We start from the raw sequence: 22936 nt of genomic DNA, 5'->3' as shown, positions 1-22936 counted from the left end.
CGGGGATCCCCCTGAACGACGACGACCGTGCCGGCTGGCTCGACAGCCTGTGCGATGAACTGCGTCGCGTCGATGCGCTGGGCGAACACCCGGTGCTGACCTGCTCGGCCCTTAAACACAGTTATCGCGAAGTGTTGCGCAGCGCCTTGCCGGGCCTGGGCTTCGTGTTTCTTGAGCTGACCCCTGAAGTCGCGGCCGACCGCGTGTCCCATCGTCCGGGCCATTTCATGCCGGCCACGTTGATCGAAAGCCAGTTCGCCACCCTCGAATCGCCCAAGGGCGAGCCGTTGACCCTGGCGTTGAATGCCTCGATCCACAGCGTTGAAGAACTGGCGTCCCAGGCTCATGTCTGGTGGCAGGCCCACGGTTTGAAGCAGGCGGTATGAGTGTGTTGAAAGAGCTAGCGCTGTCCTCACGAATTCTGTTTAACCCGCTTTAATAACAACAACAAGCCAGGAGACACCCCCAATGTTTGGCATGTCCCACGACGCCTACCTGCTGCTCGATGCAGTAGTGACGGTGATCGGACTCATCATCCTGATCACCAAGTTCAAGATTCATCCATTTATCTCCCTGACCATCGCGGCCGCGTTCCTCGGCCTGACGTCCGGCATGCCGATCGGCACGATCATCAAGGCGTTTCAGGACGGCTTCGGCGGCGTGCTCGGCTTCGTCGGCATCATCCTCGCGCTGGGCACCATGCTCGGCAAAATGATGGCCGAGTCTGGCGGCGCCGATCAGATCGCGCAGACCCTGATTCGCGCGTTCGGTAAAGACAAAGTCCAGTGGGCGATGATGTTCGCCGCGTTTCTGGTGGGCATTCCGTTGTTCTTCGAAATCGGCTTTGTCCTGCTGATTCCGCTGGTGTTCATCGTCGCTCGTCGTACCGGTGTGTCGATCATCAAGATCGGTATCCCGCTGCTCGCTGGCCTGTCCGCCGTGCACGGTCTGGTGCCACCGCACCCGGGCCCGCTGCTGGCCATCGGCGTGTTCGGCGCCGACATCGGCAAGACCATTCTGTACGGTCTGATCGTCGCGCTGCCGACGGCAATTATCGCCGGTCCGATCTTCGGTACGTTCATCGCCAAGCACATTCCGGGTCACCCGAACCAGGAACTGGTCGATCAACTGGCCCGTGAAAACGATGACTCGGCGAAACTGCCGAGCTTCAGCATCACCCTGATCACTGTGCTGCTGCCGGTGTTCCTGATGCTGCTGAAAACCTTTGCTGACGTGGCGCTGCCGGACGGTCATTTCTTCCGCACCTGGATGGACATGATCGGTCACCCGATCTCGGCACTGCTGCTGGCGTTGCTGCTGTCGCTGTACACCTTTGGCCACAAACAGGGCATCGGTTCTCAGCAGATGCTCAAGTGGCTCGACGCGAGCCTGGCGCCGACCGCCGCGATCATTCTGATCATCGGTGCCGGCGGCGGCTTCAAGCAGATGCTGGTGACCAGCGGCGTGGGCGACGTGATCGGCCACATGGCGGTCAGCGCGCAGATCTCGCCGATTCTGTTGGCTTGGCTGGTAGCTGCGGTGATCCGCATTGCAACCGGTTCGGCGACCGTTGCGACCATTACCGGTGCAGGCATTGTGGTGCCGGTGGTGGGGATGATTCCGGGCGTCAACCGTGAGCTGCTGGTGCTCGCGACGGGTGCCGGTTCGCTGATCCTGTCCCACGTCAACGACGCCGGTTTCTGGTTGGTGAAGCAGTACTTCAACATGACCGTCGCTGAAACCTTCAAGACCTGGACCGCGATGGAAACCATCCTCTCCATCGTCGCGTTGGGCTTTATCCTGCTGTTGTCGCTGTTCGTTTAAGCGGCGCTTTCGCAGGCACAAAAAAACCGCAGCGATGCGGTTTTTTTGTGGGCGGATCGTTCCCACGCTCTGCGTGGGAATGCCTCAATGGACGCTTTGCGTCCGCTTTGGGACGCGGAGCGTCCCGGGCTGCATTACCACGCGGAGCGTGGGAACGATCATGCGTTAACCAGTGGTTTTCGGGGCCAGGCCATCCGCCCGAAACATCCCGCGAATCCCGCGCACGGCCTGACGAATCCGGTCCTGGTTTTCGATCAACGCAAAACGCACGTGATCGTCGCCATACTCACCAAAGCCAACCCCCGGCGAGACGCAGACCTTGGCCTCGGCCAGCAGCTTCTTGGCGAACTCCAGCGAACCCAGATGCGCATACGCCTCGGGAATCTTCGCCCAGACATACATCGACGCCTTTGGATTCTCGACCATCCAGCCCAGTTCATGCAGGCCTTTGACCAGCACGTTGCGGCGCTGACGATATTGCTCGGCGATATCGCGCACGCACTGTTGATCGCCTTCCAACGCAGCAATCGCCGCGACTTGCAGCGGGGTGAAGGTGCCGTAGTCGTGATAGCTCTTGATCCGCGCCAGAGCGTTGACCAGTTCCGGATTGCCGACCATGAAGCCGATGCGCCAGCCGGCCATGTTGTAGCTCTTGGACAGGGTGAAAAATTCCACCGCGATGTCCTTGGCGCCCGGCACCTGCATGATCGACGGGGCTTTCCAGCCGTCGTAGACGATGTCGGCGTAGGCCAGATCATGAATCACCAGCACGTCGTATTGCTTGGCGAGGGCGATCACCCGTTCGAAGAAATCCAGCTCCACGCACTGCGCGGTGGGGTTGGACGGGAAGCCGAGGATCATCATTTTCGGCTTCGGAATCGAGCCGCGAATCGCTCGTTCCAGCTCGGCGAAGAAGTCTACACCGGGTACTAACGGCACCGAACGCACCTGCGCGCCGGCAATCACCGCACCGTAGATGTGAATCGGATAACTCGGGTTTGGCACCAGCACCGTATCGCCCTGATCCAGGGTCGCCAGCATCAAATGCGCCAGGCCTTCCTTGGAACCGATGGTGACAATGGCTTCGCTTTCCGGGTCGATATCGACCGCGTAGCGTTCCTTGTACCAGTTGGAAATGGCCCGACGCAGGCGCGGAATGCCCTTGGACGTGGAGTAACCGTGGGTGTCTTCACGCTGTGCAACCTGTACGAGTTTTTCGACAATGTGCGGCGGCGTGGCCCCGTCGGGGTTGCCCATGCTCAAGTCGATGATGTCTTCACCACGACGCCTGGCGGCCATCTTCAGCTCGGCGGTGATGTTGAAAACGTAAGGGGGGAGTCGATCTATGCGCGCAAAGCGGCGCGGCGAACCTTGTTCGGCCATTGTTGCCTCGGATAACGTAAGCGCCCGGAACCGTCCGAGCGACGCTGGTCACTGCGGTGACCTGTTGGCGAAGATAAGGGCTGTGATGGCAGACTGTCCAGCCTGTGCGTAAACAAATTTTCCCAAGGAAATCGGTAGATGGAATTCACCAGCGGCTTCTTGCTGAGCCTTTCGCTGTGCCTGGACATTGGCGTGGCCAACATCGCAATGATCACTTTGGCGATGCAGCGTGGTTACTTTCAGGGCTTCGCGCTCGGCCTCGGCACCTGCGTTGGTGATCTGATTTATGCGGTGCTGGCGCTGGCCGGGATGACCGTTTTGCTGCAATACGAAAGCGTGCGCTGGGTCCTGTGGATCGGCGGTTCGGCGCTGCTGATCTACTTTGCGGCGAAGATGATTTATTCGGCGATCCATCACGAGGCGCAGTTGGCGGCGACGGCCGAAGTGGGGCATAACTCCCATCGCAAGGAGTTCTTTCGCGGGATCTTCCTCGCGATGTCCTCACCGAGCGCAATCCTCTGGTTCGCCGCCGTCGGTGGCACGCTGATCGCCCGTTCCGGTGGCGGCGGGCCCCTAAGTTCGGCGTTGTTCCTTGGTGGTTTTCTCTGCGCGGGGCTGCTGTGGTCGGCCGGTTTGTGCTTCGCCGCGAGCCACGGCGGCAAGCTGCTGGGTGACAAGCTGTTGCGCTATTCCTACATGGCATCTGCGGCGATCTTCTGCTATTTCGCGGTGTACGTGATCGTATCGGGTTATAACGAGTTTGTCGGGTCCGGTGCCGTCGAGCAGTTGCATTCGCTGTAATCGTGCGAATTGGTTTTGGCTTTCTATACTCCCAGCCGAACCCCTTTTCTGTTCCAGGAGTCGAGTCATGGATGAGCAAAAACGCGTCGAAGTGGCTGAACCTCGCTTCGAACATGGACACTTTCTGCTGATTGCAGGTTTTCGCGGTCGATTTACCCAAGACACCGCAAAGGACATTCCCGCGCTGTGGGAAAAGTTCTTGCCGCACCTGGGGAAGATTCAGGGACAAAAAAACGAAGTGACCTACGGGGTTTGCAGCAACTTCGACGGCAAGGGTGGCTTCGATTACATCGCCGGGGTGGAAATCAGCAAACTCGATGACCTCGACCAGAAGGTCTACCAGTGGGTCGAAGTGCTGCCTCGGCAGTACGCGGTGTTTGAACACAAAGGGCCGCTCGATCAGTTGCCGCAGACCCTGCAATACATCTACAAAACCTGGCTGCCGAGTTCCCACTACGTGGAACTCAACGCCCCGGAGCTGGAACGCTACAGCGCCGATTTCAATCCGAAGCTGCACACCGGCAAGCTGGAAATCTGCGTGCCGGTCGACAGCAAAAGAGCCTGAGCACACAACAATGAGGCGGATCAATGATCCGCCTCATGCTTTCACCGCTGTTTACGGCGCGCCCGCAACAGGTCGATGCCCAAGGTGATAAAGCCGAACGTACTGATGCCCAACACCATCAACAGACCGATTTCAACGCTGCTCATAAACGGTTTCCCCCAAGGGTAATCAGAGACACCCCACAGCAATAGCCGCCCATGGACCTGAAGAAAAGCGCTTATACGCAGGCTTTACGCTGCCCGCACGGATCGATATGAACACCTTATTCCTTTAAGCTGGGCGCACTTTTTCCGCTGATTTCCGAGCTGCCATGAACACCGTCATTCGCAACGTCACCGCTGCCGACCTGGACCGCTGCTACGCCATCGAAACCGTTGCCTATGAAGGCGACGAAGCCGCCACCCGCGAAAAGATCGCCACGCGCATTGCCACCTGGCCCGAGGGCTTTATCGTGGCCGAAGTGGATGGCGTGGTCGCCGGTTTCGTCAACTCGGGAGCGGCGTTTGATGTGCAGATGTCGGACGAGGCGTTCAAGGAATTGATTGGCCACGATCCGGCGGGGCCGAACGTGGTGATCATGTCGGTGGTGGTGCACCCGGATTATCAGGGCCAGGGCCTGGCCAAGCGCTTGATGGCCGAGTTCATCGACCGCATGCGCGGGATGGACAAGGCGACCATTCACCTGATGTGCAAGGAAAAGCACATTCCGCTGTATGCCGGGTTTGGCTTCGCCTACATCAAACCCTCGGAGTCCGACCACGGCGGCATGGCGTGGCACGAGATGATCCTGACTCTGTAAGACATCACACATAACCTGTGGCAACACATAACCTGTGGGAGCTGGCTTGCCAGCGATAGCGGTTGGTCAGTCGACACCAATGTTTTGATGTGCCGACGCCATCGCTGGCAAGCCAGCTCCCACAGGGTTCTGCGTTGTTTGTAGTTCAGCGTTTAGTAGAGCGTGTCGAGTACCCTTTTTGGCGCTTCGCGGTCGTAGCTATCCGCATCAAACTGGCCGTCATTCAATCGCTTGTGAAAAGCGCCGGCAGAGGGCAACGCCGATCGCGGCAGGTGGGTCTCGGGGTTCCACGCATCCGAGCGCACAAACGCTTTCGAACAATGGAAAAACGCCGCTTCCACTGTTACCAGCAACACGGTTTTCGCCGGTTTGCCATTCACTGCAAAGCTTTCCAGCAACTCAGGATCAGCACTGATCTGCGCCGTGCCATTGACTCGCAAGGTCTCGCCAATCCCCGGAATGATGAACAGCAGCGACACCCGTGGATCGTGCAGCACATTGCGCAAGGTATCGATGCGGTTATTGCCTGGGCGGTCCGGCAGGGCCAGGGTGCGTTCGTCGATAATGCGCACAAACCCCGGCGCATCGCCACGGGGTGAATTGTCGAGGCCATCGGCGCCGACCGAGCTGACCACCACCAAGGGCGAGACGCGCACCATCGCCTGATAGTCGTCGTTGAGAAAGGTGATCTGCTTGCGCACCGCACGTTCGTGCGGCAATCCGTAAATAGCTTCCAGTGCTTCGATTGAATCGATCATCGTGCATCCCCTTGATGACTTAAAAAAACATTCCCATGCGCCGCTCGTAACCGATTCGACCTTTGTACGCTTCGCCGCTGTCGACGAAACCGTATTTGGCGTACAGCGCGATCGCCGCCTCGTTGTCGGCGTCCACCGACAATTCCAGCCCCTTGATCTCTGGCCATGCCTCGCGCGCAACGTGCGGTAGCGCTTGCAGACAGGCCTTGCCGTAGCCTTTGCCCTGGGCGCGATGATCGACCTGCAACGCATGCAGTGTGGCGCTGTGTTCGTCGGCCCAGGCGGGTAACACAGGCGGGCGCTTGAGCAACAGAAATGCCACCGGCACTTCCTCAGCCAACAGCGCAAAGCCTTTCACGCCAGGGCCGGGTTTCGACAGCAAAGTGTGCAGGGCGCCATGAATGTCGCCGGAGAACTTGATTTGCTCGGGGTGGATCTCAATCGCCTCGACCTGCTGTCGCTGTAAAGCGTTCAGGCTGTCGTACGGCACGAGTTGGGCTGACACGGGAATTTCCTTTTTCCTACAAAGATGAGTCTCGGATTCTAGCGATTTTGTCTTCGGCGGAAATTTTTTGTTTCGTCTGTCGATCTGTCCAATGGCCGAACGACTAAAGGTGTCTTCACAACAAAAACACGGAGAACACCATGAGCGCACAAAGCGAAATCCAGACCCTGATCAATACCTACCGCGAAGCGGTCATGACCAAGGATGTGGAAAAGGTCATGGCGCTGTACGCCGACGACATCGTTTCTTTCGATGCGATCAAGGCCCTGCAATTCAAGGGCAAACCGGCCTACCGCGCGCACTGGGTGGCCTGCATGGAAATGTGCCCCGGCCCGCACATTTTCGAATTCCACGAAATCGCCATCGAGAGCGCCGACAACATCGCTTTCGCCCACTGGGTGGCCAATTGCGGCGGCACCAATGACAAAGGCGAAACCCAAAGCTGCTGGATGCGCGTCACCGCCTGCTATCGGCAAGTCAGTGGGCAGTGGCGGATCGTCCACGAGCACTGGTCGGCGCCGTTCGATCCGATGAGCGGCGCCACCCTGTTTGATGTGCAACCCTGATCTTCAGCCATAGTTGATCCGTTCGAATCAGGAGAACGCCATGAAATATCTATGCCTGGTCTACAGCGATGAGCGCCTGCTGCATTCATCGCCCGACAGCCCGGAAGACGCCGAATGCTGGGCCTACGCCGAGTCGATTCAGGGCAGCGGGCGGATGGTCGCGGCCGAAGCGCTGGAGTCGGTGCAGACCGCCACCACGGTGCGCATGCGTAACGGCAAACTGTCGATCACCGACGGTCCGTTCGCTGAAACCAAGGAGCAGTTGGCGGGGTTCTACCTGATCGATGCCAAGGATCTCAACGAAGCGATTCAGGTGGCCGGCAATATCCCGGCAGCGCGAGTCGGCAGCGTCGAAGTGCGCCCCGTGCGGCAGTTGAATGTCTGAGGTCCGGGCGCGGGTCGAGCAGGTCTACCGCGAAGAATCGCGGCGGATCCTGGCGACGCTGATTCGCCTGCTCGGCGATTTCGACCTCGCCGAAGAAGCCTTGCATGAGGCGTTCTTCGTCGCGGTCGAGCGCTGGCAGCGCGACGGCGTACCCGACAACCCGCGCACCTGGCTGGTGTCCACCGGGCGCTTCAAGGCGATTGATGTGTTGCGCCGACGGGCGCGCTTCAAGGCTTCGCAACCGTTGTTGCTGGCGCAACTTGAAGCGTTGGAGCAGGCCGACTGGAGTGGCGAAGACGTGGAAGACGATCGTCTGCGGCTGATCTTCACTTGCTGTCACCCGGCGCTGGCGGCGGATGCGCAAGTGCCGCTGACCTTGCGTGAAGTCTGCGACCTGACCACCGAAGAAATCGCCCGGGCGTTTCTCTCGGCACCGGCGGCGATCGCCCAGCGCATCGTGCGGGCGAAAGCGAAGATTCGTGACGCGAAGATCCCCTATCAGGTTCCGAGCCTGAGCGAATTGCCCGAACGCCTCGACAGTGTGTTGCGGGTGATTTATCTGGTGTTCAACGAGGGTTATTCGGCGTCGATGGGCGCGGAAGTGACGCGTGAGGAGCTGACCCGCGAAGCGATCCGGCTGGGGCGGTTATTGATGGAGTTGTTGCCGGAACCGGAGGTGATGGGGCTTCTGGCGCTGATGCTGTTGCATGAGTCGAGACGGCCGGCGCGTACCTCGCCCAGTGGTGAACTGGTGCTGCTGGATGATCAGGATCGCGCGCAGTGGGATGCCGAGCTGATCGCCGAAGGTTGTGCGCTGGTGGAACGGGCGCTGACTACGCGGCGGTTCGGGCCGTACTGTTTGCAAGCGGCGATTGCGGCAGTGCATGCCGAAGCGCCAACGGCCGCAGAGACGGATTGGCAAGAGATCGTCGGGCTGTATGACGTGCTGCTGCGGGCGGTGCCGTCGCCGGTGATCGAGTTGAACAGGGCGGTGGCAGTGGCCAAGCGTGATGGGGCGCTGGCCGGGTTGCGATTGATCGAAGGGATTCTGGATCGCGGTGAACTGCAGGATTACCACCTGGCGCATTCGGCGCGGGCGGAGTTTTGTCGGCAGTTGGGCAGGGTGGAGGAGGCGCGGGCGGCATACCTCCGCGCTTTGGAATTAACCCGACAAGAGCCCGAGCGGCGATTTATCGAGGCGCGCCTGTCGCAATTGGATTGATCCGAAACCTTCAATGGCAGTGCCGACCCTTTCGCGAGCAGGCTCGCTCCCACATTTGGAATGCATTCTCCTGTGGGAGCGAGCCTGCTCGCGAATGGGGTCACCCCTATTCCAACATCTTGCTCAGCAACCAGCTCCCCGCCGGTCCCGGTGGGTACAGCCGCGACCACAGCGCATCGACAAACACCGGTTTCGGCCAGCCGCGCACGTTCAATTCCACCAGCGTGTCATTGCCGAAACGCTCCACCAGCCAACGCGGCAGCGGTGCCCAGCCGAAACCCATTTCGGCCATTTCCATCAGCATCAGGTAGCTCGGCGCCGACCACACACGGCCTTTTGCGCGACTGTCGTACGGATTGATGATCGTCGCCAGGCGCAGTTCTCGATGTTGTTCCAGGATGGTTTGATCGATGTTTTCCAGTGTCGTCAGCGGATGCTCAGGGCTGACAAACAAGGCGATATCAGTGCGCTCGGCGACGGTCGATGTCACCAGGTCTGGCGGATAAATATCCTGCATTTCGGCAAAGGCCAGATGCGCCCGGCCGCGCTGGACCAGCTCGATCAAGTCATCGCACTCGGCAATCAGGCATTCCAGCTCCAGATCCGGATAACGCTGCTCGAACTCCATCAGCGCCGCTTCGAAACGCGCCGATTGGTAGGTGTCGGACAGCGCCACCGTCAGTTTCGGCTCGACGCCCTGGGACAATTGCCGCGCAGTCATTTCCAGACGGCTGTTGGCCGCGAGAATCGCCTCGGCTCGCTGCAGCATGACGTGACCGGCCGGGGTCAGGGTCGGTTTGCGGCTGCTGCGGTCGAACAGCACAAGGTCCAGATCAATTTCCAGACTCGCCACTGCCGCACTGATGGTCGACTGACTGCGCCCCAGTTTGCGTGCCGCTGCGGAAAACGAACCTTGGGTTGCCGCCTGGACAAACGCCAACAGCACTTCTTGGGAGGCCATGAACTATCGCCTTGATCGATGGTTATTGGTTATGAAGTATCGGTGTGAGGGCAGATCATGGCAACCATCTTCACTCAAGGAGTCAGGCCATGACTGCCAACAAGTCCCTCACTGAACGTATCTTCCAGGCCATCGGTTTCGAGCTGCTGGCGATCATTATCTGTACGCCGCTGCTGGCGTGGATCATGCAAAAACCGCTGCTCGACATGGGCGCGGTGACGGTGTTGATCGCGTTGCTGGCGCTGGCCTGGAACGTGGTGTTCAACCGCTTCTTCGACCGCATGCTTGAGCGCATGAACATCGCGCACAACGCTTGGGTGCGGGTGGTGCACGCGTTGCTGTTCGAGGGTGGTTTGATCGTGATGGGCGTGCCGTTGATTGCGTGGTGGCTGTCGGTCAGTCTGTGGCAGGCGTTTTTGCTCGACGTTGGTGTGCTGTTGTTCTTCCTGCCGTACACCTACGTGTATCACTGGGGCTATGACGTGCTGCGTGAGCGCTTGATGACCCGCCACGCCTGTGAGGGTTAACTAAACCTGTGGCGAATGTAAAACCTGTGGTGAGGGGATTTATCCCCGATGGGGCGCGTAGCGGCCCTTCTTTTGATCCAGAAAGGAGGGGCCTGCTGCGCAGTCCATCGGGGATAAATCCCCTCGCCACAGAGGTATCACCGCGCTGGATAAGTTAGAGGAACATCCCGCCGGATGCCTCAACCCGCTGGCCGTTGATCCACTGCCCACCGTCCGACAACAGCAGCGCCAACGCCCCGCCAATGTCATCCGGCTGACCGGCCCGGCCCAGCGCCGTGTTGCTGGCAACCATCGCGTTCAATGCCGAATTGTCGCGCACCGCGCCGCCACCAAAGTCCGTCTCGATCGCCCCCGGCGCCAGAATGTTCACGCCGATCTGCCGCGCGCCCAGCTCCTTGGCCTGGTATCGGGTCAGCACTTCCATCGCACCCTTCATCGCTGCGTAGGCGCCGTAACCCGGCAGGCTGAAGCGGGTCAGGCCGCTGGAGATGTTGATGATCCGCCCGCCGTCGTTGATCAGCGGCAGCAGTTGCTGGGTCAGGAAAAACGGTCCTTTCAACTGAATGTTCATCAGCAGGTCGAACTGCTCTGGCGTGGTCTCGGCAAACAGTGCATGTACGCCAATCCCGGCATTGTTGATCAGGAAATCGAAGCGCTGACGATCAAACTGCTGCAGCGCCTGTTCGACTCGCGCGGCGAAATCGGCGAAGCCTTCGCTGCGGCCGACATCCAGTTGCAGCATCACGGCTTTGCCGCCGAGTGCAGCGATTTCGCTCTCCAGCGCCTGGGCTTCATCGGCGCGGCTGTTGTAGGTGCCGATGATGTCCACGCCCTGGGCGGCGAGGTGCAGTGCGGCGTTTTTGCCCAGGCCACGACTGGCGCCGGTGATCAATGCGATTTTGCGGTTCATGGGACTTCCTCGGGTGCAGTGGAGTAGATGGATCAAAGTTTATTTATCCGCCCCGAGGTGATAAACAGGCTGAAAGCGGAATCACTGGTCGGTTAATCCGAACAATCAACAGGTGGCCCATGAACAAACTGGAATTGCTGCGCACCTTCGTCCGGGTCAGCGAGTTATCGAGCTTCACCCTCGCCGGAGAAAACCTTGGCCTGCCGCGCTCCACGGTGTCCGAACATGTGCAGGCACTGGAAGCCTTGCTCGGCACACGGCTGTTACAACGCACCACGCGTAAGGTGCAAGCGACGCAGGACGGGCTAGTGTTGTACGAGCGCAGCAAGGATCTGCTGTCGCACATGGACGAGATCGAAGGCTTGTTTCGTCAGGACGAGGCCTCACTGACCGGTCGCATTCGTGTCGATATGCCGAACATTCTCGCCCGGCGCGTGGTGATGCCACGGCTGCCGCAATTCATCGATCGCCATCCCAATCTGGAGATGGAAATCAGCAGCACCGACCGCCGCGTCGACCTGCTCAGCGAAGGTTTCGATTGCGTGCTGCGCGTCGGCGCGCAGCCGGACCAGTCAGTGGTGGCGCGGCATCTGTGCGACGTCAACATGATCAACTGCGCCAGCCCTGCTTACCTTGAACGATATGGCGTGCCGCAGACACTTGAGGATCTGGCGCAGCATCGGCTGGTGCATTACGTCGGTGTGTTGGGCTCGCGTTCGGAAGGGTTTGTCTATGAGGAGGCGGGACAGACCCGCCGCGTACCGATGGCCGGCAGTGTGACGGTCAACAGCACCGATGCTTATGAGTCGGCGTGTCTGGGCGGCTTCGGGATTGTGCAGGTGCCCAATACCGGCCTGCACTCATATCTGCAAACCGGCGAGTTGGTGGCGGTGCTGCCGCAGTTCAATGCGCCGGCGATGGGGGTTTCATTGTTGTATGCGCGGCAACGGCATTTGCCGCTGCGGGTGCGGGTGTTCATGGATTGGCTGGGCGATGTGATTCGCTCCGCTCTCTGATCGACACCCGGAACACTGTGGGAGCGGGCTTGCCCGCGATGGCGCCGGCACATTCAGCATTGATTTAGCTGATACACCGCAATCGCGGGCAAGCCCGCTCCCACAGGGATTTTCCTTGTTCAGAAAATCTGGGTGAACAGCCAGTAGAGGCTGCCCGACAGCAGGATCGCCGCCGGCAAGGTCAGGACCCAGGCCATCAGCAAATTGCGGATGGTCTTCATCTGCAAGCCGCCGCCATTGGCGACCATGGTCCCGGCCACGCCCGAGGACAACACATGGGTGGTCGACACCGGCAAGCCGAACATATCGGCGGCGCCAATGGTCAGCATCGCCACGGTTTCCGCCGACGCGCCCTGAGCGTAAGTCAGGTGGGTCTTGCCGATTTTTTCACCCACCGTCACCACAATCCGCTTCCAGCCGACCATGGTGCCCAACCCCAGAGCGATGGCCACGGCGATCTTCACCCACAGCGGAATAAACCGCGTGGCGTTGTCGATCTGCTGCTTGAACAGCTGCAGCTTGCTGCTGGTGTCAGCGTCGAAGTTACCGACCTTGTTCTTGTCCATCAGGCGAATGCTTTCGCTGGCCAGGTACATGTCGTTACGCACGTTGCCCATGGCCTCAGCCGGAACTTTCGCCAGCGAGCCGTAGCCTTTGACTTCTTCGCCGATGTGCCCGGTGAGGGCGGCGAGGGCGGGGATCAGCTGCGGCGTGGCTTCCTTGCTGCGCACGTAATCGGAGAGCACTGCGCGGGGATCGGCCGGTGTCGGCAGCGGCGCACTCTTCACCAGCGCTTGCTGGGTGACTTGCGCGACGGCGGCGAACTGCAACGATTGCTCTTCTGGCATGGTGCGGTTCAATGCGTAGGCCATCGGCAAGGTGCCGACCAGAATCAGCATGATCAGGCCCATGCCCTTCTGGCCATCATTGGAGCCGTGGGCGAAAGACACGCCGGTGCAGGTGAGGATCAGCAAACCGCGAATCCACCACGGCGGCGGGGTGTTGCCTTCCGGAGCTTTGTACAGCGAACGGTTCTTCACGAAGGCGCGCAGCGCCAGCAGCAACAGCGCCGCGCAACCGAAACCCACCAGTGGCGACAGCAGCAGGGCGTAACCGATCTTGGTTGCCTGCGCCCAATCGACGCCGCTGGTGCCGTCGCGTCCGTGCATCAAGGCATTGGCCACGCCGACGCCGATGATCGAGCCGATCAAGGTGTGCGAAGACGAGGCCGGCAAGCCCAGCCACCAGGTGCCGAGGTTCCACAGAATCGCGGCGATCAGCAGGGCGAAAATCATTGCGAAACCGGCCGACGAACCCACCTGCAGAATCAACTCCACCGGCAGCAAAGCGATAATGCCGAACGCCACCGCGCCGCTTGAGAGCAGCACCCCGAGAAAGTTGAAGAACCCCGACCAGACCACGGCCACATTCGGCGGCAACGAGTGGGTGTAAATCACCGTGGCGACGGCGTTGGCGGTGTCGTGGAAACCGTTGACGAACTCGAAGCCCAGCGCAATCAGCAGCGCCACGCCGAGCAGCAGGAATGGCGTCCAGGTGGTGACCACCGTGCCCAGTTCGTGCATGTCGTGCATCAGGCTGTAGGCGGTGAACAGCATCCTCATCGCCAGCACGGCGAAAAAGATCACGTAGGTGAACGGGCCGGTTTTCTTGTCCAGAGCCGGCCTGCCGCTGGGGGCGGACGCCTGGCGGGTGGTCAGGGAGGGAGTAGCCATGAGCGGACAATCCTGAGCGAGGGAAGGAGTGTCGCCCATGATCGTTGCTAAATATTACAGAGAGACTGCGGCAGATCAGTGTTTGGATGTATAGCCCTGCCGTCGGTCTACTGCTCGTTCCCACGCTCTGCGTGGGAATGCCGCCCGGGACGCTCCGCGTCCCTGTGACGCAGAGCGTCACTTGATGCATTCCCACGCAGAGCGTGGGAACGAGCGTGTGGAGACGTCAGTAATCGCCGCGTTTACGAAACGCCCAGCGCCCGGCAATCACTGTAAACGTCGCCACCAGCGCCACCAATATCCAGAACCCCTCCGGATCCTGCGACAGCGGCACCCCTCCGACATTCATCCCGAAAAAACCGGCAATGATGTTGATCGGCAGCGCCAGCACCGTCACCACGGTCAGGGTGAACAGCGTGCGGTTGCTCTGTTCGTTGAGGTTGGCGGCGATCTCTTCCTGCAGCAGTTTGATCCGCTCGCCGAGGGCGGTGAGGTCGTTGATGATCAGTGCGAACTCCTCGGTGGATTTGCGCAGCTCCTTGACGTCCTCCTTCTGCAACCACGGCGGCGGACGATTGAGCAGGCGCAATAAGGAACCCGGCTCCAGCGCCAGCAGCCGCTGCAAGCGCACCAGCACCCGGCGGTTGGCGCCGAGTTCGGCGCGGTTGGTCGACAGCCGCGAGGAGAGCAATTCATCCTCGACCTGATCGACGCTCAGGCTGGTCTTGCGCACGATCTGCGTCAGCACTTCGCCCTGATCGCGCAGCAAGTGCACGAGCAGTTCCGACGGCGAACGAAAGCGCTCGCCGGCCTTCACCGACGAGCGCAGTTTGTCCACCGAGTGCAACGGTTGCAGGCGCGCGCTGACAATCAACTTGCTGCGCACGCAGACCCACAGCGTCGAGACGTCCGAGGAAACCATGCTGCTGAGGTTGAACACCACGTCGTTGACCACCGCCAGCAACGCCGAATCGACATGCTCGATGCGCGTCGAACGCGAGCCTTCGTGCAGCGCCTCGAAAAATTCTTCGGGCAGTTGCAGATGACTTTTCATCCAGCGCTCACAGGCAGCGTGCGCCAGGTTCAGGTGCAGCCAGAGGAATTCACCGCTGTCGCTGTCGTCCTGCAAACAACGCAGAGCCGTCGCCGAATCGACTTCGCGGCCACGCTCACCGGGCAGGAAACGGAAACCGTAGAGCAAGCCAAACAGGTCAGGATCGCGATGGCTGGTATCGAGGCTGTGGTTCATGAAGGCTCGCTGCGAAGAGGGCGCGTCGATCGCGGGAATGGCAGGTTCACTGAGCCGGATCATCGCAAGCGCACATGACACTTGTGTGACTGAAAAATGACGTCAGATCAATGTCTTACCGGCGGTCGGATTTTCTTCAAGAAGCGCTCTGGCACGCCGATCACGCTTAGGTTACGTTGCGCGCGCTTGGCCATCAGCCAAGGCTCGCCGACATGGATGTCCGGCAAAATCCCACGCCTCACCGGGCGTGCCTCATCCCTGTCCTGAGTATCTTGCGATGCTGCAAAAATCCCTGAGAGCGCAAATTCTCGCCCTGCTGAGCGGCAGCCTGCTGGCGATGCTGTTGATCGCGCTGGCCTGTTTCCATTTCCTGTCCAACGGCGTGCAGAGCTACAGTCAGTTGATCGCTGGCCCGTTGCACACCTCGCAACTTATCGACGAGGCCAACCTGCAATTCAAGGTGCAGGTACAGGAATGGAAAAACGTGCTGCTGCGCGGCAAGCAACCGGCAGACCTGGCCAAGTATTGGGGCCAGTTCGAGGATCGTCAGCGCGATGTGCAGAACATCCTTGGTGAACTGGCCAGCCAGAAGGGCATCGAGCCGAGCCTGAAAAACCGCATCGAGCGTTTGCGCGAAGAGCATCGCCAGCTAGGCAGCGCCTACCAGAAGGGCCGCGATGCCTACGTCGCTGCCGGTGGCGATCCAACGGCGGGCGACACCGCCGTCAAAGGCGTCGACCGTGCGGCCAGCGATCAGATGAGCGAACTGGTCAGCGAACTGCGCAAGCAGGGCACCGAACAGTCGGTGCAGATCAGTGCCGAGGCCGATCGCACCGTATGGCTCGGGTTGTTGGTAATGCTTGCTTCGGGCCTGCTGATTGGCCTGCTGAGCCTGTGGCTGGTCAATCGCAACCTGGTCGAACCGATCCGCAAACTGATTGACTACGTCACTCAACTGAGCCGCGGCAAACTCGCCGAACGCGTGGTCAGCGACCGCCAGGATGAACTCGGCAACCTCGCCGCAGCCGCCAACACCCTGCGCGATTTCCTCGCCGACACCTTCGCCCGTTTGCAGCGCAGCGCCAGTGATCTGGACAGCGCCAGCGGCGAGTTGAATGCGATCGCCACAACCATGGCCGGCGGCACCAACGAGCAGTTCAACCGCACCGATCAAGTGGCCACGGCGATGAACGAAATGTCCGCCACCGCCCAGGAAGTGGCACGTCACGCCGCCGACGCAGCGCGGGCCGCCGACGATGCCGACCAGTCCGCCCAACAGGGTGAAAAGGTCATGCAGAGCACTATCCACAGCATCACCCAGATGCGCGGCGAAATCGCCAACACCGCCACGGTGATCCGTCGTCTGGAAGCTGACAGCGGGCGCATCGGCAAGGTGCTGGAAGTGATTCGCGGCATTGCCGAGCAGACCAATCTGCTGGCGCTCAACGCGGCGATTGAAGCGGCGCGGGCGGGTGAGGCCGGGCGTGGTTTTGCCGTGGTCGCTGACGAAGTGCGCAATCTGGCGCAGCGTACGGCGGAGTCGATCATCGAGATCAATCAGATCATCCAGAGTGTGCAGACCGGCGCGGTGGACGCGGCCCAAGCCATCGACAGCGGGCAGACCCGCAGCGACGAAAGCGTCGAGCAAGTGACTCAGGCGGGCGCGATGCTGGAGCGCATCACCCACGCCGTGGAGGCGATTCGCGACATGAACCGCCAGATCGCGACGGCGGCAGAAGAACAGACGTCGGTGGCCGAAGATATTTCGCGCAACCTGACCGAAATCACCTCGATCGCCAGCACCAACCTCGACAACGTCCAGCGCACCGAAAGCGCCAGCCAGAACCTGCATGGTCTGTCCGGGCAACTGAACGAAGTCACCGCGCGCCTCAGTGCCTGACGCGATTGAATGTGTACCGGTTCGGATACCGAATCGGTACACAGTCGATCTCAAGTTGAGCTGACCACCGACGATGACCGGTTATTCATAACCGGCATTGGAGCCTTCCCATGGTCAGCATCACATCCGTTTCGATCACTCAGCCCGTCGCTACCTCGGCCAGCAAAGCCGCAGTCAGCGACACCAGTGAAGAAAACTCCACCAGCGCAGTCGCCAGCACTGGCGCCGCCAGCGATGCACCGAAAGCGGCGGGCGGCGCTGCGCCTTCTGGCGATAGCAGTTCCAGCAGCAGCGATGAATCGGACACGGTGAAAGAACTGCGCAAGCAGATTGCCGAACTGCAGAAGCAATTGCAGGAACAGCAGCAAGCGTTGCAAGCGGCGCAGGCGAAACAGGAAAGCGCGGATGCCAAGGCGACTGAAGTGGCGGCGGCTCAGGCGCAAATCACTGCCACTTCCGCCTCCCTGTCCACCGCAACAGCCTCATTGTTGCAGGCGTTGCAGGATACCGATTCAAGCACCTCGGGTTCGCTGGTCAGCACTTCGGCGTAAACCCTGCAGGAGCTGCGGCACGCTCGTTTCACTCGACAGCTCCTACAGAATCTGGATCGGCCATAAATCCTACGGCAGGCAGAAAAACCTGTAGGAGTGAGCCTGCTCGCGATGACGGTGGGTCAGCAACGGTGATGTCGACTGATCCACCGCCATCGCGAGCAGGCTCACTCCTACAAGGGATTTGTGCGGGCATGAAAAAGCCGCACGATCGATGGATCGTGCGGCTTTGGATGGGCGTTGAATCAGGTGTCTTGCTTGTTGCTCAGCACCTTGCCGGTGGTGGCGTCGAAGTCGACGTCGAACTCTTTGCCATCAGCGGTTTTCAATTCAACTTCGTACTCATACCCGTTGAAGTGGTTATCCAGATCGGTGTCGGTGATGGTCGCACCCGGATGCAGTTTCAGCGCTTCGGCGTTCATCGACTCCAGCGACTTGATCTTGCCGGACTTGACCAACTCAGGGATCTGATCGACGCGGACGTCAGCCTGGGCCAGGCCAGCGGTGAGGGTCAGGGCAGCGGCGGTAAACAGGGCAGTCAAAGTTTTCATCGGTTCAATCCTTTAGTGTTTGTCTGAGCGGGTGTGCTGTTTCAGTGAGTTCAGATTAACCAGCGCAACTTAACTCACCCTTAAAACCGCCCGTTCGATTGCGTCGTTTGTTCAATTACCCCACGCCGGGAGATTTCATGCTGTGCCTTCGATCAATGGAGGTGCACATGAAGCGTTTGATGGCCGGGTTGTACGCGCCGTTGTTCTGGGGCGGCTTTATCGGACTGGGTGTGTGGCTGGCAGAGGTCTCGACACTGTGGTTGTTGCCGCTGTTTATTGCCGCGCTGGCGGTGTCGTTCATGGCCGAGTGGGCGCTGCCTTACGAGGTGTACTGGAATCGTGCGGCCGGTGATCGCCGGCGCGACATACTCCATGCGCTGGTCAACGAAGCGTTGAGTGCCTTGGGGTTGCTTGCACTACCGGGACTGGTCGTCGTGCTGGCGATTGACGGTGTGTGGCCAAGGGGCTGGCCGTTGTGGTTGCAACTGGGGCTGGCGATTGTCATTGCCGATGCCGGTATCAGCCTGATGCATTACGCCAGTCATCGCGTGTCGTGGCTGTGGCGATTACATGCCGTGCATCACAGTGTTGAACGTTTATATGGCTTCAACGGTTTGATGAAGCATCCGTTGCATCAACTGCTCGAAGCCTCGGCGGGGTTGTTGCCGTTGCTGGTGCTGGGCATTCCGTTGCAGGTCGCAACGCTCTTGGCATTCGCCATTGCGATCCAACTGTTGTTGCAACATTCGAATGTCGATATGCGCCTCGGCTTTCTGCGCTGGATCTTCGCCTGGGCACCACTGCATCGTTTCCATCACATGAAGTACGGGCGAGCCGGCGACATTAATTTCGGGCTGTTCTTCACCGTGTGGGACTGGCTGCTGGGCACCGGTTTCTACACCGAGGATTACCGCATCGGCCAAGGCGATCTGGGGATTGGCAGCCGCCCGGATTTCCCTCGCGACTATGTGGCGCAATTGCTCGATCCGTTTGAAACAGTGACGTCGAGTCGCGAACCGCAAGTGCCCGATGCGCTGCGCCGCTGACTCAGTCGAGCAGTGTCAGGTCGATGTGTTGCAAGGCCTGGCGCGCGGTGACGCCGAAGAGTTTTTTCAGGCTGCGCGAGAAGTGCGCCGAATCGGCGAAACCTGCGTTGTGTGCAGCGGATGTCACTGACTCGCCCGCCAGAATCGAGGCCATCGCCCTGCGCAGACGCCGCCACAACACCAGCCTGCGCACCGGCAAACCGACCTGACTGACCAACAGTCGCTGCAACTGGCTCAGGGATAAATTCGCCGTATCGGCCACGGCGCGGGCGGCGACTTTATCGGTCAGTGAAGCGTCCAGCGCCGCTAGCGCACGTTCGATGCGCGGGTCACTCAGCGAACGACGCGGGCATTGGCGTATCGCCAGATCAAGCGCAGGCAACGTCAGTTCGGCGTTAAACAACGCCTCACGCAACGTGGGCGCAGCAAACAGCAACGGTTCGGCATAAACGGTAAACAGCGGGTCCGGCGCTTCAACAATCGCATGGCGCACGTTTGAGGCAATCAACAGCTGCGAGACGCTGAGGGTTTCGCCATCGAGCCATACCGTCGCCGGTCGCTCAGGGGCAAGAATAATCTGGTGGGCATAGTGGGAATGGGGCGCCGTGCGCCCCGACACTCCGTGGATCAGGCCATAGTCGTGCCCCAGCCAGAGGCGGCCTGTCCACTCGGTGTGTGTGGTCACTCAGAAACCGTTGTTCTTCAACACCTGATCGACACTGGCAGCGGCCGGGCGTTTATAGAACTTCAACAGTTCGCTGGCGCGGTTGGTGAAAATGCCGTCCACGCCTGCAGCCATGACTTTCTCGAAGTCCACTGGCTCGTCGACGGTGTAGACGTGCACCAGCAGGCCCTGATCGTGGGTGTATTTATTCATCCACGGTTGCACCAGATCCGAATAGCTCTGATCGCCGCCCTTGGTCAGCTTCGCCGAAGGACCGGTACCGATTGCACCTTGAGCCTTGGCGTAATCCACCCACTGCTTGAATTCGGCTTCGGACTTCGGTTCCTGTTTACCGTAGAAAACGTTCTTGTCCTTCTCGCCGGAGTCGGCAAAGGTCACCTTGGATTTCGGCTCGATGCTGCCTTCGCCGACCCACAGAAGAAGGATCTTCGGCACTTGCGGCATTTCCTTTTGCAGCAGTTCGAGGCTGTTTTTCTCGAAGGTTTGCAGGATCACCTTGCCTTTGCCCTGACCGACACCCAGCGCACTTTTCGCCAGTTTCGAACCGGCCGGGCTCAGCCAGCCGCGGTCCTGAAGTTTCTCTTTCAGGTCTTTCTCGATGCCTGGGAACAGTTGCGGCTCTTTGGTCTCGATGTACAGGCCCGGCTTATGCTGCGGATTGGCCTGGGCGATGTCGATGATTTCATCGAGGGTCAGAATTTTCAGCCCGGCGTAGGACGGGCGTGCGCGATCCGGGTAGGACTTGTTGTACCAGCTACCGGCGTCGAGGGTTTTCAGTTCGGCCATGGTGAAGGCTGTGGCCGGGCTGTCCTTGCGCTCGGGGAACTTGGTTGCGACGTCGGTGGTGCGCTGAAGGTTGTTGTCGTGCAGGGCGAACAACACGCCATCCTTGCTGCGTTGCAGGTCCATTTCCAGATAATCGGCACCCAGGTCGCGCGCCAGTTTGTAGGAAGCGGCGGTGGATTCCGGAGCATCGAACGACGCGCCACGGTGGGCGATGACCGCCGGGTGCGGAATGCCGTGGGCGGCGGCCAGCGCATCGACATCGGCGGCGTGCGCCTGACCGAGACCGAGCAGCAGGCTCAGCATGAGGGCGCTTTTGGTGAAAGTGGCGGGCATGTTCGAGTTCCTTTCGCAGGGCATTTTCAAAGACGTACCTTTTAACAACTGAATCGATTGCGTGCTATCGCCAGACCGACATAAACCCTATTAAAAGCGATTTTTCCTGCACTTTTGTGGCGCCGTTTGCAGTACGCTTGCCCACGGCAGACGTCCCGGCAGAGGGCGCGCCTACTGTTTCGCCCTGCGTGTAAACCATCGATCAACATTTCGTGAGGTTTACCATGCGCATCACCTCCCAACTCATCTGCCAGGCAGCCGACGACCTCAAGGGCTTTGTCGGCCTCAACCGCAAGACCGGTCAATACATCGTGCGCTTCAGCGAAGATTCGTTCGGCATGGACGTGGCGGATGACGGCATCATTGCGACCAGTGAATTTGTCTGGGCGCGGGTATCGGAAACGACCATGACCCTTAAACGCGAGTTGATCCAGTTGCTGCTGGATCAGAATATCGATGACCGGATCAACATCACCGAGCCGTTGCGGGTTTACATGAGCAAGGTTGAAGTGCCGGAGATTGTCGCGGTGCGCAGTCTGGTGCGGGGCTGAAGGTTTTTGCGGTGAAGCTTCTGGCCCCTTCGCTGGCAAGCCAGCTCCCACAGGTACAGCGTGACCTTCAGAGCCACGCAATACCCTGTGGGAGCTGGCTTGCCAGCGATGAGGTCATTGATTACCCAGAAAGCTCACTGCCCAAACCGATACTCCCGCTCAACCCGACACACCCGCGTCTGAAACGCCGAATACCAGACCGCCCGCCCACGTTCCTGAATCACCCGATGCTCGGGATGGTTGCGCCACGCCAGAATCGCCGACTCACTGTCCCAGTACGAAATCGTGATCCCGACCCCATCCGCCCCGCGAATCGAGTCGATGCCGAGAAATCCCGGCTGTTCGCTGACCAGTTCCATCATGCGCTCGGACGCCTCGGCGTAACCGTTGTCGCCCTCGGTGCGGGTCGAGGTGAAGATCACCGCAAAACATTCTGGTTTCATCGACTTTGCTCCGTGCAGGCTTCGATAAACGCTCGCACCAGTGGCGGCATCTGGCCCTTGAGCGCTGCGCGTTCCGGTTGGAACAGCGTGGCGACAAAGAACGGGTGGTTTGCGAGTTCGATCGCCCGCAAGTCGCCCGCCGAATCGTGCCCCACGGCTTGTAGCTGATTGTTTAACAGATCACGCTCGAACTGCGGATTCACACCGAAGCGGCAGCGATAGCCTTCACGAATCTCGGACGTTTCGTACGCCTTGGCGATCAACGAACCGGGCAGCAGATGAATGCTGTCCACGGCTTCCTCCAGCGAACAGGTCAGTGGCGTGAGCACGGCTCTTGCGGAATCGGGCGCGGTTTCGCCGTGTTCGGCATCGGCCCAGCCCAGCACATTGCGGGAAAATTCCAGAACGGCATGCTGAAAACCACCGCAGGTGCCGAGGAAAGGACGCTGTTGTTCGCGGGCAAAACGGATCGCCCGCAGCGCGCCGTCTTCGCTTTTATAGGGGCTGGCGGGGACGCACCAGAAACCGTCGAAGTCTTGCAGCGCGGTGTTGGCGTCGATTTGGTTAGTGGCCAGCCAGCGGAAAGTCAGTGGACGGTCGAGGTGTTCGGCCACCTGCCCGAGGGCCACTGGAATGGCTTGGTGGGCGGTGACTTGCGGGTCGTAATCGCCGATCAGGGCGATGGAAATGGCGTCCATGGGATTTCCTTTTCTAAACTCGGTGAGTTGAAACTTATCTGTGGTGAGGGGATTTAGCGAAACGTCGCACCGCCTCCGATCGGCTGCGAAGCCGTCGTTGCTCTTGAAATTATGGGGCCGCTTCGCAGCCCATCGGGGATAAATCCCCTCGCCACAGATTTTGGGTTTGGCTCAGAGAGAACATGATT

General features: G+C 60.0%; 26 protein-coding genes. 14 read left to right on the top strand and 12 right to left on the bottom strand.

All coding sequences use genetic code 11. The features are described 5' to 3' along the window. A partial coding sequence (locus ACIONG_RS20950) for a gluconokinase (protein ID WP_401302464.1) occupies positions 1-386 on the top strand: 386 nt, incomplete at its 5' end. Positions 387-468: 82 nt separating this feature from the next. Further along, a complete protein-coding gene (locus ACIONG_RS20945) occupies positions 469-1824 on the top strand; it encodes a GntP family permease (protein ID WP_103304020.1) in 1356 nt (451 codons plus the stop codon). A 165-nt stretch (positions 1825-1989) separates the two neighbouring features. Here the strand turns inward: ACIONG_RS20945 and alaC are convergent, their stop codons facing one another. After that, positions 1990-3207, bottom strand: coding sequence for an alanine transaminase (alaC, locus tag ACIONG_RS20940; RefSeq protein ID WP_064588850.1), 1218 nt, complete (start codon positions 3205-3207; stop codon positions 1990-1992). A gap of 138 nt (positions 3208-3345) precedes the next feature. On the opposite strand from alaC, the gene ACIONG_RS20935 reads away from it, so the two are divergent. From ACIONG_RS20935 to ACIONG_RS20925, 3 genes are all read left to right on the top strand, one after another. Beyond that, positions 3346-4008 carry a LysE family translocator gene (locus ACIONG_RS20935; RefSeq protein ID WP_401302462.1) on the top strand — a complete coding sequence of 221 codons (663 nt, stop codon included), beginning with the start codon at positions 3346-3348 and terminating at the stop codon, positions 4006-4008. 67 nt (positions 4009-4075) lie between these two features. Then, positions 4076-4573, top strand: coding sequence for a GyrI-like domain-containing protein (locus ACIONG_RS20930; RefSeq protein ID WP_103304024.1), 498 nt, complete (start codon positions 4076-4078; stop codon positions 4571-4573). Positions 4574-4883: 310 nt separating this feature from the next. Further along, complete coding sequence (locus ACIONG_RS20925) at positions 4884-5372, top strand: GNAT family N-acetyltransferase (RefSeq protein ID WP_103304025.1); 489 nt, start codon at positions 4884-4886, stop codon at positions 5370-5372. A gap of 152 nt (positions 5373-5524) precedes the next feature. On the opposite strand, the gene ACIONG_RS20920 is transcribed toward ACIONG_RS20925, so the two are convergent. After that, positions 5525-6130: a pyridoxamine 5'-phosphate oxidase family protein gene (locus tag ACIONG_RS20920; protein WP_401302459.1), complete on the bottom strand. Its 606-nt coding sequence runs from the start codon at positions 6128-6130 to the stop codon at positions 5525-5527. 19 nt (positions 6131-6149) lie between these two features. Then, positions 6150-6635, bottom strand: a complete 486-nt coding sequence (locus ACIONG_RS20915) for an N-acetyltransferase (RefSeq protein WP_103304027.1) — start codon at positions 6633-6635, stop codon at positions 6150-6152. Positions 6636-6775: 140 nt separating this feature from the next. Here ACIONG_RS20915 and ACIONG_RS20910 point away from each other — a divergent pair, with 140 nt between their 5' ends. Genes ACIONG_RS20910 through ACIONG_RS20900 form a run of 3 tightly spaced genes read left to right on the top strand, consistent with a single transcriptional unit; the run spans position 6776 to position 8808 of the window. Further along, complete coding sequence (locus ACIONG_RS20910) at positions 6776-7201, top strand: SgcJ/EcaC family oxidoreductase (RefSeq protein ID WP_103304028.1); 426 nt, start codon at positions 6776-6778, stop codon at positions 7199-7201. A 40-nt stretch (positions 7202-7241) separates the two neighbouring features. Next, the gene (locus tag ACIONG_RS20905; RefSeq protein ID WP_008081988.1) at positions 7242-7586 is read left to right on the top strand and encodes a YciI family protein; all 345 of its coding nucleotides are present in this window, start codon (positions 7242-7244) and stop codon (positions 7584-7586) included. Next, positions 7579-8808 (top strand): RNA polymerase sigma factor, encoded by a 1230-nt coding sequence (locus tag ACIONG_RS20900; protein ID WP_401302458.1) that lies wholly within the window; start codon positions 7579-7581, stop codon positions 8806-8808. Before ACIONG_RS20905 ends, ACIONG_RS20900 begins: the two co-directional genes overlap by 8 nt. 106 nt (positions 8809-8914) lie before the next feature. Here the strand turns inward: ACIONG_RS20900 and ACIONG_RS20895 are convergent, their stop codons facing one another. Then, on the bottom strand, positions 8915-9769 hold the full coding sequence (locus tag ACIONG_RS20895) for a LysR family transcriptional regulator (RefSeq protein ID WP_103304031.1): 855 nt from the start codon (positions 9767-9769) through the stop codon (positions 8915-8917). Positions 9770-9858: 89 nt separating this feature from the next. On the opposite strand from ACIONG_RS20895, the gene ACIONG_RS20890 reads away from it, so the two are divergent. After that, entirely contained in the window at positions 9859-10296 is a 438-nt protein-coding gene (locus tag ACIONG_RS20890; protein ID WP_213026370.1) for a multidrug/biocide efflux PACE transporter, read from the top strand. Between the two features lie 154 nt (positions 10297-10450). On the opposite strand, the gene ACIONG_RS20885 is transcribed toward ACIONG_RS20890, so the two are convergent. After that, positions 10451-11206, bottom strand: a complete 756-nt coding sequence (locus tag ACIONG_RS20885; RefSeq protein WP_401302456.1) for an SDR family NAD(P)-dependent oxidoreductase — start codon at positions 11204-11206, stop codon at positions 10451-10453. Positions 11207-11325: 119 nt separating this feature from the next. Between ACIONG_RS20885 and ACIONG_RS20880 the strand changes: the two genes are divergently transcribed. Continuing rightward, positions 11326-12222, top strand: coding sequence for a LysR family transcriptional regulator (locus ACIONG_RS20880; protein ID WP_103304034.1), 897 nt, complete (start codon positions 11326-11328; stop codon positions 12220-12222). A 119-nt stretch (positions 12223-12341) separates the two neighbouring features. Here the strand turns inward: ACIONG_RS20880 and ACIONG_RS20875 are convergent, their stop codons facing one another. Both ACIONG_RS20875 and ACIONG_RS20870 read right to left on the bottom strand, forming a co-directional pair. After that, positions 12342-13955, bottom strand: a complete 1614-nt coding sequence (locus tag ACIONG_RS20875; protein ID WP_401302454.1) for an inorganic phosphate transporter — start codon at positions 13953-13955, stop codon at positions 12342-12344. A 226-nt stretch (positions 13956-14181) separates the two neighbouring features. Further along, entirely contained in the window at positions 14182-15204 is a 1023-nt protein-coding gene (locus ACIONG_RS20870; RefSeq protein WP_166219057.1) for a transporter, read from the bottom strand. A 277-nt stretch (positions 15205-15481) separates the two neighbouring features. Between ACIONG_RS20870 and ACIONG_RS20865 the strand changes: the two genes are divergently transcribed. Both ACIONG_RS20865 and ACIONG_RS20860 read left to right on the top strand, forming a co-directional pair. Further along, complete coding sequence (locus tag ACIONG_RS20865; protein ID WP_213026367.1) at positions 15482-17104, top strand: methyl-accepting chemotaxis protein; 1623 nt, start codon at positions 15482-15484, stop codon at positions 17102-17104. A 110-nt stretch (positions 17105-17214) separates the two neighbouring features. Next, positions 17215-17655: a hypothetical protein gene (locus ACIONG_RS20860; RefSeq protein WP_315445644.1), complete on the top strand. Its 441-nt coding sequence runs from the start codon at positions 17215-17217 to the stop codon at positions 17653-17655. 245 nt (positions 17656-17900) lie between these two features. On the opposite strand, the gene ACIONG_RS20855 is transcribed toward ACIONG_RS20860, so the two are convergent. Continuing rightward, positions 17901-18206 (bottom strand): PepSY domain-containing protein, encoded by a 306-nt coding sequence (locus tag ACIONG_RS20855; RefSeq protein ID WP_007917758.1) that lies wholly within the window; start codon positions 18204-18206, stop codon positions 17901-17903. A 167-nt stretch (positions 18207-18373) separates the two neighbouring features. On the opposite strand from ACIONG_RS20855, the gene ACIONG_RS20850 reads away from it, so the two are divergent. Continuing rightward, complete coding sequence (locus tag ACIONG_RS20850; RefSeq protein ID WP_401302451.1) at positions 18374-19252, top strand: sterol desaturase family protein; 879 nt, start codon at positions 18374-18376, stop codon at positions 19250-19252. Position 19253: 1 nt separating this feature from the next. Here ACIONG_RS20850 and ACIONG_RS20845 read toward each other — a convergent pair whose 3' ends face one another. Next, positions 19254-19937 (bottom strand): helix-turn-helix domain-containing protein, encoded by a 684-nt coding sequence (locus tag ACIONG_RS20845; protein ID WP_401302449.1) that lies wholly within the window; start codon positions 19935-19937, stop codon positions 19254-19256. Beyond that, on the bottom strand, positions 19938-21056 hold the full coding sequence (locus ACIONG_RS20840) for a glycerophosphodiester phosphodiesterase (RefSeq protein WP_401302447.1): 1119 nt from the start codon (positions 21054-21056) through the stop codon (positions 19938-19940). A gap of 224 nt (positions 21057-21280) precedes the next feature. Between ACIONG_RS20840 and ACIONG_RS20835 the strand changes: the two genes are divergently transcribed. Beyond that, the gene (locus ACIONG_RS20835; RefSeq protein WP_103304041.1) at positions 21281-21607 is read left to right on the top strand and encodes a DUF2025 family protein; all 327 of its coding nucleotides are present in this window, start codon (positions 21281-21283) and stop codon (positions 21605-21607) included. Between the two features lie 134 nt (positions 21608-21741). Here ACIONG_RS20835 and ACIONG_RS20830 read toward each other — a convergent pair whose 3' ends face one another. Further along, the gene (locus tag ACIONG_RS20830) at positions 21742-22050 is read right to left on the bottom strand and encodes an antibiotic biosynthesis monooxygenase (protein WP_103304042.1); all 309 of its coding nucleotides are present in this window, start codon (positions 22048-22050) and stop codon (positions 21742-21744) included. Then, a complete protein-coding gene (locus ACIONG_RS20825) occupies positions 22047-22748 on the bottom strand; it encodes a CTP synthase (protein ID WP_401302444.1) in 702 nt (233 codons plus the stop codon). Before ACIONG_RS20825 ends, ACIONG_RS20830 begins: the two co-directional genes overlap by 4 nt. Positions 22749-22936 lie beyond the last annotated feature (188 nt).

Source organism: Pseudomonas sp. NPDC087817 (assembly GCF_044742875.1).
Classification (GTDB): Bacteria; Pseudomonadota; Gammaproteobacteria; order Pseudomonadales; family Pseudomonadaceae; genus Aquipseudomonas.
The sequence above is the reverse complement of the archived record's forward strand: the minus strand, read 5'-3'. Positions and strand labels throughout refer to the sequence as shown.